The organism is Streptococcus sp. 9.1 (genome assembly GCF_016648815.1).
Lineage (GTDB): Bacteria > Bacillota > Bacilli > Lactobacillales > Streptococcaceae > Streptococcus > Streptococcus salivarius_E.
On record NZ_JACLQS010000016.1, the window covers coordinates 1 to 15097 of the forward strand.

At 41.4% G+C, this 15097-nt stretch carries 15 protein-coding genes and 2 pseudogenes; 1 reads left to right on the forward strand and 16 read right to left on the reverse strand.

The genetic code is table 11. From position 1 onward, the window contains the following. From H7T93_RS08635 to H7T93_RS08675, 9 genes and pseudogenes are all read right to left on the reverse strand, one after another. Positions 1-329, reverse strand: a pseudogene (locus H7T93_RS08635) (type I restriction endonuclease subunit S); the annotation flags it as partial. Beyond that, positions 322-891 carry a GNAT family N-acetyltransferase gene (locus H7T93_RS08640; RefSeq protein WP_037604158.1) on the reverse strand — a complete coding sequence of 190 codons (570 nt, stop codon included), beginning with the start codon at positions 889-891 and terminating at the stop codon, positions 322-324. The gene H7T93_RS08640 and the pseudogene H7T93_RS08635, both read right to left, overlap by 8 nt. After that, positions 878-1456 (reverse strand): flavin reductase family protein, encoded by a 579-nt coding sequence (locus H7T93_RS08645; protein WP_037604157.1) that lies wholly within the window; start codon positions 1454-1456, stop codon positions 878-880. The genes H7T93_RS08640 and H7T93_RS08645 overlap by 14 nt, the downstream gene beginning before the upstream one ends. Before the next feature lie 396 nt (positions 1457-1852). After that, entirely contained in the window at positions 1853-2131 is a 279-nt protein-coding gene (locus tag H7T93_RS08650; protein ID WP_142246463.1) for a hypothetical protein, read from the reverse strand. Between the two features lie 453 nt (positions 2132-2584). Next, on the reverse strand, positions 2585-2788 hold the full coding sequence (locus tag H7T93_RS08655) for a hypothetical protein (protein WP_037604154.1): 204 nt from the start codon (positions 2786-2788) through the stop codon (positions 2585-2587). A gap of 133 nt (positions 2789-2921) precedes the next feature. Beyond that, positions 2922-3539: a PepSY domain-containing protein gene (locus tag H7T93_RS08660; protein WP_037604153.1), complete on the reverse strand. Its 618-nt coding sequence runs from the start codon at positions 3537-3539 to the stop codon at positions 2922-2924. Positions 3540-3651: 112 nt separating this feature from the next. Then, complete coding sequence (gene rarD / locus H7T93_RS08665) at positions 3652-4536, reverse strand: EamA family transporter RarD (RefSeq protein ID WP_037604151.1); 885 nt, start codon at positions 4534-4536, stop codon at positions 3652-3654. After that, positions 4529-5389 (reverse strand): homoserine kinase, encoded by an 861-nt coding sequence (thrB, locus tag H7T93_RS08670; RefSeq protein ID WP_037604149.1) that lies wholly within the window; start codon positions 5387-5389, stop codon positions 4529-4531. The genes rarD and thrB overlap by 8 nt, the downstream gene beginning before the upstream one ends. Before the next feature lie 83 nt (positions 5390-5472). Continuing rightward, positions 5473-6759 (reverse strand): homoserine dehydrogenase, encoded by a 1287-nt coding sequence (locus tag H7T93_RS08675; RefSeq protein ID WP_002890168.1) that lies wholly within the window; start codon positions 6757-6759, stop codon positions 5473-5475. 172 nt (positions 6760-6931) lie between these two features. Between H7T93_RS08675 and H7T93_RS08680 the strand changes: the two genes are divergently transcribed. Beyond that, positions 6932-7810: a polysaccharide deacetylase family protein gene (locus tag H7T93_RS08680; protein WP_048676240.1), complete on the forward strand. Its 879-nt coding sequence runs from the start codon at positions 6932-6934 to the stop codon at positions 7808-7810. 40 nt (positions 7811-7850) lie between these two features. Here the strand turns inward: H7T93_RS08680 and H7T93_RS08685 are convergent, their stop codons facing one another. From H7T93_RS08685 to H7T93_RS08715, 7 genes and pseudogenes are all read right to left on the reverse strand, one after another. Continuing rightward, entirely contained in the window at positions 7851-8981 is a 1131-nt protein-coding gene (locus tag H7T93_RS08685; protein ID WP_073685618.1) for an acetylornithine transaminase, read from the reverse strand. A gap of 3 nt (positions 8982-8984) precedes the next feature. Further along, the gene (gene argB, locus H7T93_RS08690; RefSeq protein ID WP_175057436.1) at positions 8985-9722 is read right to left on the reverse strand and encodes an acetylglutamate kinase; all 738 of its coding nucleotides are present in this window, start codon (positions 9720-9722) and stop codon (positions 8985-8987) included. A 26-nt stretch (positions 9723-9748) separates the two neighbouring features. Then, complete coding sequence (gene argJ, locus H7T93_RS08695; RefSeq protein ID WP_201041823.1) at positions 9749-10942, reverse strand: bifunctional glutamate N-acetyltransferase/amino-acid acetyltransferase ArgJ; 1194 nt, start codon at positions 10940-10942, stop codon at positions 9749-9751. 28 nt (positions 10943-10970) lie between these two features. Then, a pseudogene (gene argC, locus H7T93_RS08700) lies at positions 10971-11992 on the reverse strand (N-acetyl-gamma-glutamyl-phosphate reductase). Positions 11993-12120: 128 nt separating this feature from the next. Further along, positions 12121-13302, reverse strand: coding sequence for a pyridoxal phosphate-dependent aminotransferase (locus tag H7T93_RS08705; RefSeq protein ID WP_048676254.1), 1182 nt, complete (start codon positions 13300-13302; stop codon positions 12121-12123). A 9-nt stretch (positions 13303-13311) separates the two neighbouring features. Beyond that, positions 13312-14094 carry a carbon-nitrogen family hydrolase gene (locus H7T93_RS08710; RefSeq protein ID WP_175057434.1) on the reverse strand — a complete coding sequence of 261 codons (783 nt, stop codon included), beginning with the start codon at positions 14092-14094 and terminating at the stop codon, positions 13312-13314. A 132-nt stretch (positions 14095-14226) separates the two neighbouring features. Further along, on the reverse strand, positions 14227-15097 hold an 871-nt coding region (locus H7T93_RS08715; protein WP_201041825.1), incomplete at its 5' end, for an SH3 domain-containing protein.

Consider the following 15097-nt stretch of genomic DNA (forward strand, 5'->3'; position numbering starts at 1 on the left):
ATAATATTTGTTGCAGAATATTTTTCTGTTCCATTTATAGTTAAAAAAAGCGAATCTCTTGAAATTTCAAGTTTATTAATTTTAAGCAAGTTGCCCTTTTTATCCGTAAGTCGGAAAGTATTAGAATACTCAGTTCCATCTTCACTTATAACTGTATATTTTACTTTTGTCCTATCAAAAAAACAACTCCTAACTTTTTTAAAATACCATCTAGGTATACCTAAAATAAAATATAAGTGTGGATTGAAATTTGCAGAATAATTTTTAATATCAGAAACCTGAATTAAATCATAATTATTAATAGTAACGATTGAATGACCACTAAACATTACTTAAACTCTCCCACTCACTCTTCAGCAAGCCATATCTCAAATCATCACAGCGGTTGCCTTGGGTATCCTTGCGGTCTCTTATGCGAGCTTCAAGGGTAAATCCTAATTTTTTCGCAACTCGTTGACTTTGGATATTGTAGCCAAAGCAAGACAATTCTATCTTATGAAGCACCAGTTCTTTAAAAGCTAAATCAATCAAAGCATGCGCTGCTTCTGGTACATAACCTCGGCCCCAATAATCTGGATGCAAGGTATAGCCAATCTCAAGCACATCGTCTTCGTGGCGATGGTTGAAATCAACAGAGCCGATAATCTTATCAGTCCCTTTGACCACAATCCCATAGCCTGCTGGAAGATTTTCTTTTTGATTGCGCTCGGGAAGGATATGTTCTAGGTAATAGATTTCATCTTCCAAGGTCTTGACGGGTGGAAAACCAGCTGGGTAGGAGACTTCTGGACGACTGGCAAAGTCAAAAATTGCCTCTGCATCCGCCAATGTACGATTTCGTAAGACGAGTCGCTCCGTTTCGATTCGTTCTGGCAACTCAGCTCTTTTCATCCCTCTTCCTCGCTTTCTTGATGAAGCTTCCCATGGGGTCGACTCGGTCATCTAGATAGCGATAGACACGTTTATAACCATCTCCCATAAAGTAAGTCGGTGCAAAGCGGTCATTTTTAAAATGTCCCCTGTCATCCAACAAATCAGATTCAGCCAGACGGTCTAGAATCTTAGCAAAGATATGACAGATACCATCTTCCTCAATAATTCTGTCTACCTGGCAATCCAATACGACTGGGCAAGCATCCAGTATAGGTGCTTGTGTCAGTTTAGAAGGTTGGAAATCTAAGCCGAATTTAGCAATCTTTTCACGATGACTAATAAAACCAGCCTGCTCCATCTCAAGCATTAAACTCTCATCAGGAATATTCACTGTGAACTTCTGATAATGCTTAATCTGGTCTGCCGCATTTTCCTCACTACCAACCCCGATGACGAGCCAATCTCCTAGACTATAGGAAGAACTACAAGTCGTCACATTATAGCCATGTGTCTGGTCCTGGTAACCCAAGATAAAAATGGGAAAACCATAGTACAATTTACTGGTCTCAAAAGATTGCTTCATGTCACCCTCCTCTGATAGGAACGTAGACCTCGCTTGCGCTCCGTCTGCATCGATATCTCTAAATCCACCTGTGACCTTCGGTCTTAGTTCTTTAAAAGCTATAGAAAATCCCTGCCATAACTATGACAGGGACGAATGTGTATCCGCGGTACCACCCAATTTTGAGTGACAACCACTCACAGCTTTCTTGATTCAATTTGACCATCAGCAACCAGCTTTGACATTTGTGCGGATTTCTCAGTACCACCGCTTCCTGTGACAAATGGGCTTCAAAGCACCTCTGAATGGTCTTATTTTATCACAATTTTAAGACCAAGACAAATGAAATTGTGATGGAAATCTTATTGATTTTTGAATTTGAAAGTAGGTCCTCTGTCCTACTTTTCCTCACAATTTTCAATGGCTACTATTACCTTTCATGACAAGTTCTAACTTTGCTTGGCTTTCCAAATATCTCTTACGGTAAGTTATTGCCATCGTTTTATACTCTTCGGAGGACATTTTATAAAAATCTGCTTCTTCTTTGTAAGATTCTACAAACTTTTTATAATAATTGATATCTTTTATCGGATTCTTAATAATCTTATCTATCAACACATAAATCCCTAAAAACACACCACCAAGAATCATCCCAAGAAAATAGGGCGCCACAAGAAATGATTTAATTAACTCCATGAAGTTCACCATCACTTTCCTTCAAAATCCTTCTGAAAATGTTCTTTATGAACTTTTAATTCAAGCCCACAAACATCTTTGAGCCTTTTCCCAGCTGCAACTCGTCTTTGATGTGCTCTTATTAAAACATGTTCGGACTGTGTATGACTAATAAAATAACACAATAGCAGGTAAGTAACTATACCCCCAAACATCATAGTAATTATCCTAACCACCAAGAAAATCATCTTTCTACTCCTCTCTTAAGGAACTTGCTGAAACCATTGTAACAAAACATCGGCTAAAATCGTGACCTTTTCCACAAGAAATGGCTCATTTATCATAAGTAAAAGCATTTATTTTTTTTGAGTACATGAATGATGGCATTATAGATATTTCAAGACAGATCATCTACATTCTAGATAACTTTATTTTCCATTAGAAAAATCCCTGTCTTTCGACAAGGATTTCATCTTATTTATCTCCCTTAGCTCTTTCTTCTTTTAGCCATTTTTCATAGCTTTCGAGTAGATTGATAGCCATTTGGGTCGCCAAAGCTAGTGAGAAGGCTTCTGTACCTTCAGTTGTTTCGTCTTGAACTTCCAATTTACTTTCTTCGTAAATGGCTTTGAGAGCCTTATTGCTAAGCGTGTCTTTAAATGCTTGGAATTCTTTCATGGTCAAAGCCTCCTTGATTCTACGGCAACTTTTACAACTACTGTTACCGTTTTCACTTTAAGTTTACACCATTTCAGAGAAATTGCAAGGATTTTCCTCAATAATAAGGAGAGCTTTTCACCCTATCTGCGACCTACTGAGCAGGAGTCGCAGCCCCTGTCAGATACTCAGTCGTATAGGCTACGATAGCTCCTGAATCAGCATTTACCGCGTATTTATAACGTAGACCGCTAGCAGCATAATCAAAGCTGATATTGTAGACTTTACCGTCTCCTTCAGTCTTCAAGTCCGTTTTCAAGTTGGTCACAGAACCTTCAGCTAGGCCAGCATGGTTAAGAGCTGTCGTTTGCGCAGCTTCTTTAGATACTGCTGTCTCTTCCTTGTTTTCGCTAGGTTGAGTCTCGTCTTTAGGCTCTTCACTTTTTTGAGTATCATCCTCATCCTTAGATGTTGGATGGTCACTCTTATGTTTCAAAATAGATCCTGACTGACCGTCAATCGTATACTCAAAATGGTTGTCTGACGTTGTGAAACTAATCTCATAACTTCCGTGAAGCCCAGAACGTGCTTTTGAAACTGTTGATTGAGAGATCTCAGAAGTTTTGACACCTGCATTTTTGTAAGCAATGTCTGCTGCATCTTTTTCTGACAAACGGTAACCTGAACCGTTAAAGATAAACAGACCTGCAGCGATGGCAACTGGGATAGCGAGCAGAAGCAGATAGCTCACTAGCTTTTTCATTTTTCGCATAAAATTCTCCGCTATTTTAATCTAATACTACTATTATATCTTAAAGTTCTAAAATTGTCAGATAAACTTGGCTCATTTTTAGGTCGACATTATAAAAAGTTCCCGATAGCTATCAGGAACTTCTACGAAATGTTACTATTTGGCCAGTTACAAAGACTAGTATGGCCATCCAGATAAAGAGGAAGCCTTTCAACTCTCCAAAGCTGACCGTCTCACCAAAAATGAGGATGGCTACGAGAAGTTGAATCGTAGGATTAAGATACTGGATAAAACCAATAAGGTTAAGCGGCGCCCTTTTGACTGCTTCTGAGAAGCAAAGCAATGGAACGGCCGTCACCACACCGGATATGGCTAGGAGAAACATTTCCATGCTCGAATAGGAAGAAAATGATTCTGGAGAAAAGAAAACAAGATAGATAGCTACAAAAGGTAGTAGCAAGCCGCTTTCTACTAGCATGGCTACGTCACTGGAGAGTCTAACCCCTTTTTTGATTAGACCATAGAAACCAAAGCTCAGAGCTAACCCCAATGAAACCATGGGAAGTTTTCCTGTATTGGCAACAAGAACCAGTACTCCTATAAAGGCCAATACTACTGCTGCCCACATGGTCCTACTCAATGATTCACGAAGAAAAATGAGGGCAAACAGGATAGAAACAATAGGCATAATGTAATAGCCCAGGCTAGCCTGCGTCGCTTGACCATGACCCACAGCATAGATATAAATCAACCAGTTAGCTGCTATGAGAAAACTAGCAAGTAGCATACGAAGCAAGGCTTTCTTATCTTGCCAAAGTTCTACAAGCTCCTTTTTGAAACGTGTATTTTGCTTAGCGACTAGGGCGTAAGTCAGCATAGTCACCACTGTAAAAACAATCCGCCACGAGAAGGTGTTATAAGCCGAAACACCTGCTAAAAGCTTCCAAAAAAGGGATAAAAATCCCCATTGAATATAGGTGGCTAGACCAAAGAGTAGCCCTTGATTTTTTCTAGTCAACGACAACACCTGCTTTATCCACAGATAGGATGAAGGTTTCACCATCTAAACCAAGACCATCGATAGCCGTTTTAAGAGCTTCAGCCTGATCATTTGGCGTCAAGGTCATAACTGTTGGGCCAGCGCCTGAAAGATAGGTCGCATAAGCACCATATTGACCTGACAATTCCTTAATAGTCGCAAATTCTTTAACCAATTTTTGACGGTAGCGTTCGTGGAACATATCCCCTTGAATAGCATGTCCTGCCTTAACCAAATCGCCTGCAAAGAGGGCAGCAATGGCAACGTTGGCAATAGATGATGCAGCTACAGCTTCTTTGTAAGACAGGTCACTTGGAAGTACCCCACGTGAATCAGATGTCTTAAGTTCATAGCTCGGAATGAAGGCTACAAAGGCACACTCTGGAAAGTCTGTCACGATGCTATTAACATGTTCATCCACATAAGAGGCTACAACGAGATTCCCAAAAATAGCTGGGGCAACATTGTCCGGATGACCTTCAATCTTGGTTGCAATATCAAGTTTATCATCGTCTGAGAGCTGCAAGTTTGCCAATTGATTGGCCAACTCGATTCCTGCGACAATAACAGAACTTGAAGAACCTAGCCCACGCGCTAAGGGAATATCTGATGTCATCACCAATTTATGGGGCTGCAAATCAGACTTAACTTGCAAGGCAGTTGAAATGAGGAGGTTATTTTCATCTGAAGGAATATCGCCCAAATCATGTTCGATATGCCATGCATCCACTGGTTCAAGCACCTCGACTGTCAAATATTTAGAAACGGCAACACCCACAGAGTCAAAACCTGGACCAATATTGGCAGATGTTGCTGGAACAGTAATTTTCATAATAATACACCAAAAGGAGGAAAGCCATCAGCGACTTTTCTCCTTGAATACCTTTCTTATACGCACCAGTATGGGCTTATCAATTAGTTAGACAAAACTTTCAATGTGTTGACAACTGTGAAATCTTCTGCTGCTTCAAGTTTTTCAGTAACAGCTTTAAGTTGTGTCTTAGACATAGCATGTGTAATCACAACGATACGAGCTGTTGTGCCATTTGCTTTTTGTTGCAAGACTTGTTCAAATGAAATATCTTCTGAGTTGAAGATTTCAGACAAGTGAAGGATTTTACCTTTTTCGTCTGGCGTATCAAGGGCAAAGTAGTAGTTACTCTTAACATCTGCTGGATTAGCCAATGGCAAGTCACGACGGAACTCATTAAATGGTTTACCAACATTGCCATCTGAAAGACGACGAGCAATACGGATAATATCTGCCAAAACAGATGTTGCTGTTGGTTTTTGACCAGCACCTGGACCGTAGTACATTGATTCGCCAATACCGATAGATTCAACAAAGACTGCATTCATGACATCGTTGACGCTAGCAAGTGGGTGATTTTTTGGCAAGAATGTTGGGGACACTTCTGCTGAGATACCTGATTCTACTTCACGCACATCACCAACCAATTTGATGACATAACCCAATTCTTGAGCAACAGCTACATCATCAGTAGAGATGTTTGTAATCCCCTTGTGAGTCACATCGTCGAAATCAATTGTGGCACCAAATCCAAATTGGCTAAGGATAACAGCTTTATAAGCAGCGTCAATACCTTCAACGTCGTTAGTTGGATCACTTTCAGCATAACCAAGTTCTTGGGCAGTCTTAAGAGCGTCCTCATATGACCAACCTTCGTCAACCATCTTAGTCATCATAAAGTTAGATGTTCCGTTAAGCACACCAAGGATACGTGTCACCTTATCAGACGTCAAAGAGTTAGCCAAAGTACGCAAAATTGGAATACCACCAGCAACAGCAGCTTCATAGTAGAAAGCCACTCCCTTATCTTGGGCAAGAGAAATCAACTCTTTTCCATGAGTAGCAATCAAGTCTTTGTTAGCAGAAACAACGTTTTTACCTGCTTCAAGTGCTTTTGTGATGAAGGTACGAGCTGGCTCGATACGACCCATCAATTCAACAACGATTTGAATCTCTTCATCATTAAGGATTTCGTCAACATTTGTGACAAAATTGTAGTCGTTTCCGGCAGCGATAAGACGATTTTTTTCCTCGTCATCTTTAACCAAAACTTTGGCAATTTCGAGTTGGTCACGTGAGGCTGCAAGAACCTTTTCACCATTTTCCTTCAAGAGGAAAGGAATACCGCTAGCTACTGTACCAAAGCCAAGCAATCCAATTTTAATAGACATTTACGATTTCTCCTTAAAAACATACATTTTTTTAATTGTACCACATTTCTATCGGAATTGACAGAATATTGTTGCCATTTAAGGAGGCAAGTATTCTTTTTACTGAAAATTCTGTGCATTTCCATCCCATTTTTGTTAGAATAATAACTAGACCTATTTGAAAGGGGATACAATGACTTCTCAAAAGAAAAAAACAACTCAAGCTAACAGAAAGAAACTGAACCTTCTTCTGCTTTTCCTAAATATTGTCCTTCTTGGCTTACTAGCAGTCTTTATGCTTAACCGACCAAATCAGTCGAAAAGCAAGCAACAACAGGCTCAGACCAGTCAGTCTAAGACGACAGCTAAATGGAAAACCTATGACGATCCTGTCCAAATCCCTATCCTCATGTATCATGCGGTACACGTCATGGATCCATCCGAAGCTTCTAACGCTAACCTTATCGTTGACCCAGACCTCTTCGAAGCACAAATCAAGGCTTTGTCAAAGGCAGGTTACTATTTCCTAACGCCTGAAGAAGCCTATAAGGCCTTCACTGAAAACGCTCTACCTACTAAGAAGGTTGTCTGGCTGACCTTTGACGATGGTAACGAAGATTTCTACACCATTGCCTATCCTATTCTCAAAAAATACAAGGCTAAAGCAACCAATAATGTGATCACTGGCTTTGTTAAGAAAGGAAATGCTGGAAATCTTACCGTCAAACAGATGAAAGAAATGATGGCTCACGGTATGAGCTTCCAGTCTCATACGGTTAATCACCCCGATTTGTCAACCACTGATAAGGCGACACAAAAGGTTGAATTAACGGATTCTATTGACTTCCTTGAAAATAAACTCAATACCAAGGTCAATACCATTGCCTACCCATCAGGTCGCTACAATCAAACGACACTTGACCTAGCTAAGAAAACTTACAAGTTAGGACTAACAACCAACGAAGGGCTAGCCAGTGCCAAGGATGGTCTTCTCTCACTTAATCGTGTCCGTATTCTGCCAACAACAACAGCTAAAGGACTTCTCAGCGAGATTGATACTGACAATGAGTAAAAGAAATCACTTGATTCAAGAATCAAGTGATTTTTATGTTCTAGTCAAATATTTCTGATAGGAGAGCCACACCCTTTTCAATTTCAGCATCACTTAGGGTGATTGGTGGCAAAAGACGAATCACGTTTGTCCCTGCAGTTAAGACAATTAACCCCTTATCTCGAGCCGACTGGACCAATTCTCCTAAATTGCCAGTAGTCTCAATCCCAATCATATAACCCAAGCCACGTACAGTGGTAACCGTCTCTTTATCAGATAAAGCTGCCTGCAATTTTGCTTGTAACTGGTTTCCATTTTCAAGGGCAGTATCTAGAAAACCTGGGACCAACATAACTTCAAGCGTAGCTTTGGCCGCCGCCATAGCCAGTTTATTTCCTCCAAAGGTAGAGCCGTGACTTCCGTAAGAGAAGGCTTCTCCAAGAGATGACTTAGCAAGCATGGCACCAACTGGCACCCCATTTGCCAAACCTTTTGCCAGAGTAAAGATATCTGGTTCAATATCATAGTGCTCATAAGCATAAAGCTTACCAGTACGACCAAGTCCTGTCTGAACCTCATCTACAATAAGATAAATACCCGTCTCCTTACAAAAGTCAGCCAAAGCCTTAACAAAGTCCTTATCAGCAGGTTGAACACCTGATTCCCCTTGAACCAACTCCAACATAATAGCCGCTGTTTCGTCACTAGCTAGGGCCTTGACACTATCTATGTCATTGAAAATAGCATAGCTAAAGTGGGGCACACCTTCACCAAAGCCTTGTTTGATTTTATCCTGACCAGTGGCAGACATGGATCCAAACGTTCGACCATGGAAGGAATTTTGAAAGGTAATGATTTCTTGTTTGCCTGATGCCTTTCGGGCGATTTTTATGGCTGCTTCATTGGCCTCTGCACCACTATTACAGAAAAAGGCTAGATAGTCCTTGTCACCAATTAAAAGTCCAGCAACATCTTCTTGCAACTGATTGTGATAAAGATTAGGCTGGTGCAAAATCTTACCCACCTGCTCTGTCAAAGCCTGATTGACAGAGGGATGATAGCCCAGGTTAGTTACCCCGATACCAGATGAAAAATCCAAGTAGGTCTTGCCAGTTGTATCAGTCAAATAATTGCCCTGTGCCGAAGCAAAATCAATCGCTGCCCGTTTATAATTTGAAAATAATTTTGTCATCGTTTACTCCTTGATTATGGTACCATCTGTCAGGTTATCACCAATAATGACCTGCTCAACACCAGATTCAACCGTCTGAACAGCACTTTGAATTTTAGGAATCATGCCCCCAGTTATCACACCTGAATCTATTTTCTTATGAACGTCCACAAGATTCAGATGATCTAAAACCTGATCATTCTCTAAAACTCCTTTGACATCTGTCATGAGGATAAGTTTTTTGGCACCTAGACTAATTGCCACAGCTCTAGCAAGGTAATCCGCATTGATATTGAGCAAATCTCCCTGCTCACTATAGCCTAAGCTAGGAATCAAGGGAATCTTGCCTTGAGAAAGGAGTGCTACTAAGGTCTGATTGGTGATGTTTTTGACCTCACCCACAAAGTCATAAGTCTCTTGATCTAAGAAATCAGCATGAACAAGGTCCGGAAGCTCATCTATGACCTGATAGGCTGGCAAACCTGCAGTTGTCAGCTCACCTGCTAAGTTTTTCCCAACTATGTCAACCAAAGCTTCTCTAATCAAGGCCATATCTGACTGACCAGTCACACGAAGACCATTGACCTTGTGAATTGGAATATGATTCTCCTCCATCAGCTGATTAATAGCAAAACCACCCCCATGGATGATGATTATTTTTTGACCAGCCTGCTGCCATTCTGACAGTCTGGTCAGTATCTCAGGAGTTAGCTGTTTACTGGCTACTCCACCAATCTTAATTACAATATATTCAGTAGTCATCAGTTAACTCCTTTTCCTTAGATAGTCTAAGTGTGATAGAGGGCATTAATCTTAACGTAATCGTAAGAAAGATCACAACCCCAAGCGGTTCCTTTTTCATGTCCAGCATGAAGATCTACCGTAATGGTCACTTCATCCTCATGCATGATGTCTTTCATTTCCTCATCATCAAAGGTCACAGGACTAGAGGCTAGCATGACTGCCAGACCGCCAAGCATAATATCAACATTGTCCACAGGAACGTCCACACCGGCATAACCAACAGCAGCTAGAATACGCCCCCAGTTAGGATCTTCACCAAAAATGGCTGTTTTGACCAGGCTTGAACCGACAACAGATTTTGCCATCATACGAGCATCAAGGGCATTAGGGGCATTAACCACATCAACTTGGATGAGTTTATTGGCACCTTCACCATCCTTGGCAATTTTCTTAGCCAGTTCTTGCATCACGAAATTAAGCATTTTTGAAAACTTATCAAATTCTGGTGTACCTGGCAGAATCTCTTCATTGAGCGTGCAACCATTTGACATGACAAGAACCATATCATTAGTTGATGTATCCCCATCAACTGTAATCTGATTAAAGGTCTTTTCCACATTTTGGCTCAAGGCTAATTGAAGGGTGTCACTAGAAATATTGGCATCACAAGTAATAAACCCAAGCATGGTTGCCATATTCGGGTGAATCATACCTGAACCCTTAGCGACACCAGCCATAGTGACAACATCACGACCAAAAGTCTCCGTCACAGCAATGGTCTTAGTCGCTGTGTCAGTCGTCAAAATTGCCTTAGCAAAATCATCAGCATTCCCATTAACCACCAACTTGGAAAGGCCATTTTTCAAGGTATCCATTGGTAGCAACTCACCGATAACCCCTGTAGAAGCCACACCAACCAAATCTGGTTCAACACCTAACTTTTCAGCGGTCCACTCCTGCATGGTGTAAGCATCCTCCAATCCTTGAGTCCCTGTACAAGAATTGGCTACACCTGAGTTAACAACGATGGCCTTCATTTTCCCAGCCTTTTTAACTGAGGTCTTGGTCACAATCAGAGGAGCTGCAATCACCTTATTAGTCGTGTAAACCCCTGCGACACTGGCTGGTTTTTCAGAGACAATCCAACCAAAATCCATTTTTCTCTTTTTAAATCCTGCATGTAGCCCATCTGCTGAGAATCCCAACGGGCTGGCAATTGTTCCTTCAATGACTTTCATATTTTTTCTCCTAACTCTATGCTTACATCTACAAGTATGACGGTGTCAGAAGCAAACCTTCCGTCTCATCCCACCCTTGCATGAGGTTGAGATTTTGCACTGCCTGTCCAGCTGCTCCTTTAAGCAGATTATCAATGACCGAATAACTGTCAGAACATTGGTTTTCTCATTATAGGCAAAGCCAATATCTGTAAAATTCGATCCAATAACGTTGTGTAGTTCTGGCAAATTATCTTGCACACGTACAAAAGGTTTATCATCATAAGCCTTCGTGAATGCTGAAGCTACATCAGCTACAGTCACGTCCTTCTTCAACTTACAATAAACCGTAGCCATGATTCCACGATTAACGGGTAAAAGCGACGTTGAAAACTGAATCTCAGGCATTTCCGGATTAAAGACCTGCAAGGTTTGAACAATCTCAGGAATATGCTGATGATGATTGAGTTTATAAGTCACGTAATTATCGTGAACATTGACAAAATGACTAGACTCACTCAAAGCCTTACCCGCACCAGTTAAACCAGACTTAGCATCCACAATGACACTCTCCGTCTCAATCAAACTAACTGCCACCAAAGGAATCAAGGCTAACTCTGTCGCTGTCGCATAGCATCCAGGATTGGCAATAAATTTCCTATCCTTCACATCTGCATATTCTGATAATACATATGTAAATTTATTCAAAACACTCTGCTTAGCAGGTGATTTTTTATACCATTCTTGATAAACATCTGCTGGCAAGCGATGATCGCCAGACAAATCAATAATAGGAAAATCAGCTAGAACAAATTCCTCTGCTAGCGAGCTAGCGACTCCTGAAGGTGTGGCAAAGAAAACCAAATCCGCCTTTTGCATAATCTTTTCCGCATCGTAAGCTTCAATTTCTAAGTCACAAACACCTGTCAGATAGGGATACACATCAGACAATCGTCGGCCCACTTCCTTGGTTGCGTGAATAGAAACAAGTTCCACTTTTTTATGATTATTCAAAATTTTAACTAACTCTAAACCACTATAACCAGTGATACCAACGATTGAAATTTTCATTTATGCACTCCTTTTGAATAAATATGTAACTAGTTTATTGTATTTTTATTCATTTGTCAAGGAAGAATTGAAATTAACATGAAAAAAAACAAGCAGTCTTTTTCAACTACTTGTTTCATGATTGTTATCTAGTTATTAAATAATTGCAAGTTGGCAATACGATCGACTGCTTCGACCAGACGTTCTGGCTCTACCAAAAGCCCGATACGAACATAAGCATCTCCTGCAGGACCGAATCCTTTACCTGGTGCCACAGCAACATGGGCTTTCTCAAGCAAAAGATCCGCAAAACTCTCACTAGTGTAACCCTCTGGTACAGGCATCCAAGCATAGAAAGAACCTTTGGATGGAAAGGCCTTCCAGCCAATCTTAGCAGCTGCCTGGACAAAAGCATCTCGACGGCTATCATAAGTCGCATTCAGTTGAGCAACAGCCTCCTCAGATTTAGGATCTAAGAGGGCTGCAATCCCAGCCTCCTGCAAGGCAGGAAAGATTCCCACAAAAAGATGGTCTTGAATCAGATTTAAGGCTTCAATCATTTGATCATTCCCAGCAGCAAAGGCCAAACGCCAACCAGCCATATTGAAGGTTTTCGAGAAAGTATAGAACTCAACGCCCACATCTTTAGCACCAGGTGTTGATAAGAAGCTAGGATTCTCATAGCCTCGATAGCCCAAAGCTCCGTAAGCTAAATCACTCACCACACCAACTTCGTAAGTCTTAGCCCAGGCAACCAACTTTTCATAAAAGGCCTTAGTCGCCACAGCACCCGTAGGATTATTTGGATAATTGATATAGATAAACTTAGCACGCCGAGCTGTCTCTTCAGGAATGGCATCCAAATCAGGCAAGAAATCATTTTCAGCCGTCAAAGGAAAGGTCTCATAGGCTACACGTCCTAGACTCACTCCTGATAAATAATCAGGATATCCTGGGTCAGGTAGGAGCAGGAGGTCACCTGGATTCATCAAAGCTATGGGTAATTCCACAAGCCCAATTTTAGCACCTCCCATGACACAAATCTCACGCTCCGCATCCAAATCAACCCCATAATGTTTCTTGTAAAAACTAGCAGCAGCTTCCTTAAAAGGATGATTGCCTCGAAACTGTGAATACTTATGGCTAGCAGGATTTTTCGCTGAGGTACAAAGCGCCTCAACAATATGGTCATAGGTTGGTTGGTCAGGATTGCCCTGACCAAGATTGATAACATCTGCTCCTTCCGCCACCTTGGCATTAACTTTAGCAACCAAACCTGCAAAAAACTGCTCTGGCAATGCCTTCAATAAGTCAGATTCTTCAAATAACATAAACACTCCTTAATGATACAAGTCCGTGCGACGATCCTCAAAAACAGGAATCTGACCTCGAACCTTATCTACCTCTTCAAGATTAATATCAGCCGTAAAAATTCCCTCCTCATGCTCCTTGGTTTGTAAGACCACATTTCCAAGTGGATCTATAACCATAGAATGTCCTGAAAAGATATCGTCCGGTCCTGCTCCAACACGATTGACAGCAACTACAAAAGCTTGATTTTCAACTGCACGCGCCTTTAACAAAATCTCCCATTGCTGCACTCGAGGTTCCGGCCACTGCGCTACCACAAAAAGTACCTTGGCCCCTTGTGCCATCTGTGTTCGCACCCATTCAGGAAAACGGATATCATAACAAATGACACTGGCAGCTATCACACCATCAAGCTCAAAAACAGACTCATTCGACCCAGCAGACATGTACTGGTCCTCTGCCATAAGGCCAAAGAGATGGACCTTGCTATAGGTATTGATTAAGTCCCCAGACTTATTATAGACATAGGTTGTATTGTAGAATTTGCCGTATTGCTCAATAGCAACAGACCCTCCGATAATAGCCACAGCATGTTTCCTAGCAAAATGAGACAAGAGTTCTTGAGGGTCCAATCCATGCTTATCCGCAAGCCCATCAAGTTCATTTAAAGCATAGCCTGTATTCCACATTTCAGGAAGCACAATAACATCAGGATTATCATCAAGCGCCCTTTCCAGCATCTCTATGACGTGTTTTTTATTTTCCACAGGCTGTCCGTGAACGACATCCATCTGTACCAACGCGATTTTCATAATAACCTCGATTCTATATTAACCATTATAGCACTCCAAAAGACGTCACAAAAATTGAAAAATTCAATCTCATGATAAAGAGAGGCTATCAGAAAAGGCTGGACATATTGTCCAACCTGATTCTTTATCTCATTAAGCAATATCGACGTAACGGCGAGCACCACTCACTGTCATGTATGAGAGCCATGTGTGACCGTCCGCTGTCAAAACCTTATCGTAGTTAACACTCATACCCTTGTCATAGTAGGCCAACTCTGGGCTTGAAACCTTGGCTTCTGCCTTGATTGACGCACGACCCGTGAAGGTATAACGGCCTGATTCTGGCAGACTTGGTTTATCGGCTGGCTTAGCAACGGATTTTGTTTCTGGTTTAGCTTCTGCCTTGGCTGCTGCAATATCAACATAACGACGAGCACCACTTGCTGTCATGTATGAAAGCCATTGACGACCATCAGCTGTGAGAACCTTATCGTAGTTAACACTCATACCTTTATCATAGTAAGCCAACTCTGGGCTTGAAACTTTAGCTTCTGCCTTGATTGACGCACGACCTGTGAAGGTATAACGACCTGACTCTGGGAGACTTGGTTTATCGGCTGGCTTAGCAACGGGTTTTGTTTCTGGTTTAGCTTCTGCCTTGGCTGCTGCAATGTCAACGTAACGACGAGCACCACTTGTTGTCATGTATGAAAGCCATTGACGGCCATCAGCTGTCAAAACCTTATCGTAGTTAACGCTCATACCCTTATCATAGTAAGCCAATTCTGGGCTTGAAACTTTAGCTTCTGCCTTAATTGACGCACGACCTGTGAAGGTATAAGTGCCTGATTCTGGAAGACTTGGTTTATCCACTGGTTTAGCAACCGGTTTAACTTCTGGCTTAGTTTCTGTAGCTTTAACTGTTGCAATATCAACGTAACGACGGACACCGCTTGCTGTTAGGTATGAAAGCCATTGACGACCATCGGCTGTCAAAACCTTGTCGTAGTTAACACTCATGCCC

Excerpts from the sequence above, each read along its gene's own strand:
- H7T93_RS08710 (WP_175057434.1), bottom strand. The coding sequence starts at position 14,094 with ATGAAAATCGCGTTGGTACAGATGGATGTCGTTCACGGACAGCCTGTG.
- H7T93_RS08655 (WP_037604154.1), bottom strand. The coding sequence starts at position 2,788 with ATGAAAGAATTCCAAGCATTTAAAGACACGCTTAGCAATAAGGCTCTC.
- argB (WP_175057436.1), bottom strand. The coding sequence starts at position 9,722 with ATGACTACTGAATATATTGTAATTAAGATTGGTGGAGTAGCCAGTAAA.
- H7T93_RS08645 (WP_037604157.1), bottom strand. The coding sequence starts at position 1,456 with ATGAAGCAATCTTTTGAGACCAGTAAATTGTACTATGGTTTTCCCATT.
- argJ (WP_201041823.1), bottom strand. The coding sequence starts at position 10,942 with ATGAAAGTCATTGAAGGAACAATTGCCAGCCCGTTGGGATTCTCAGCA.
- H7T93_RS08675 (WP_002890168.1), bottom strand. The coding sequence starts at position 6,759 with ATGTCTATTAAAATTGGATTGCTTGGCTTTGGTACAGTAGCTAGCGGT.
- H7T93_RS08685 (WP_073685618.1), bottom strand. The coding sequence starts at position 8,981 with ATGACAAAATTATTTTCAAATTATAAACGGGCAGCGATTGATTTTGCT.
- H7T93_RS08660 (WP_037604153.1), bottom strand. The coding sequence starts at position 3,539 with ATGCGAAAAATGAAAAAGCTAGTGAGCTATCTGCTTCTGCTCGCTATC.
- H7T93_RS08680 (WP_048676240.1), top strand. The coding sequence starts at position 6,932 with ATGACTTCTCAAAAGAAAAAAACAACTCAAGCTAACAGAAAGAAACTG.
- thrB (WP_037604149.1), bottom strand. The coding sequence starts at position 5,389 with ATGAAAATTACTGTTCCAGCAACATCTGCCAATATTGGTCCAGGTTTT.
- H7T93_RS08640 (WP_037604158.1), bottom strand. The coding sequence starts at position 891 with ATGAAAAGAGCTGAGTTGCCAGAACGAATCGAAACGGAGCGACTCGTC.
- H7T93_RS08705 (WP_048676254.1), bottom strand. The coding sequence starts at position 13,302 with ATGTTATTTGAAGAATCTGACTTATTGAAGGCATTGCCAGAGCAGTTT.
- H7T93_RS08650 (WP_142246463.1), bottom strand. The coding sequence starts at position 2,131 with ATGGAGTTAATTAAATCATTTCTTGTGGCGCCCTATTTTCTTGGGATG.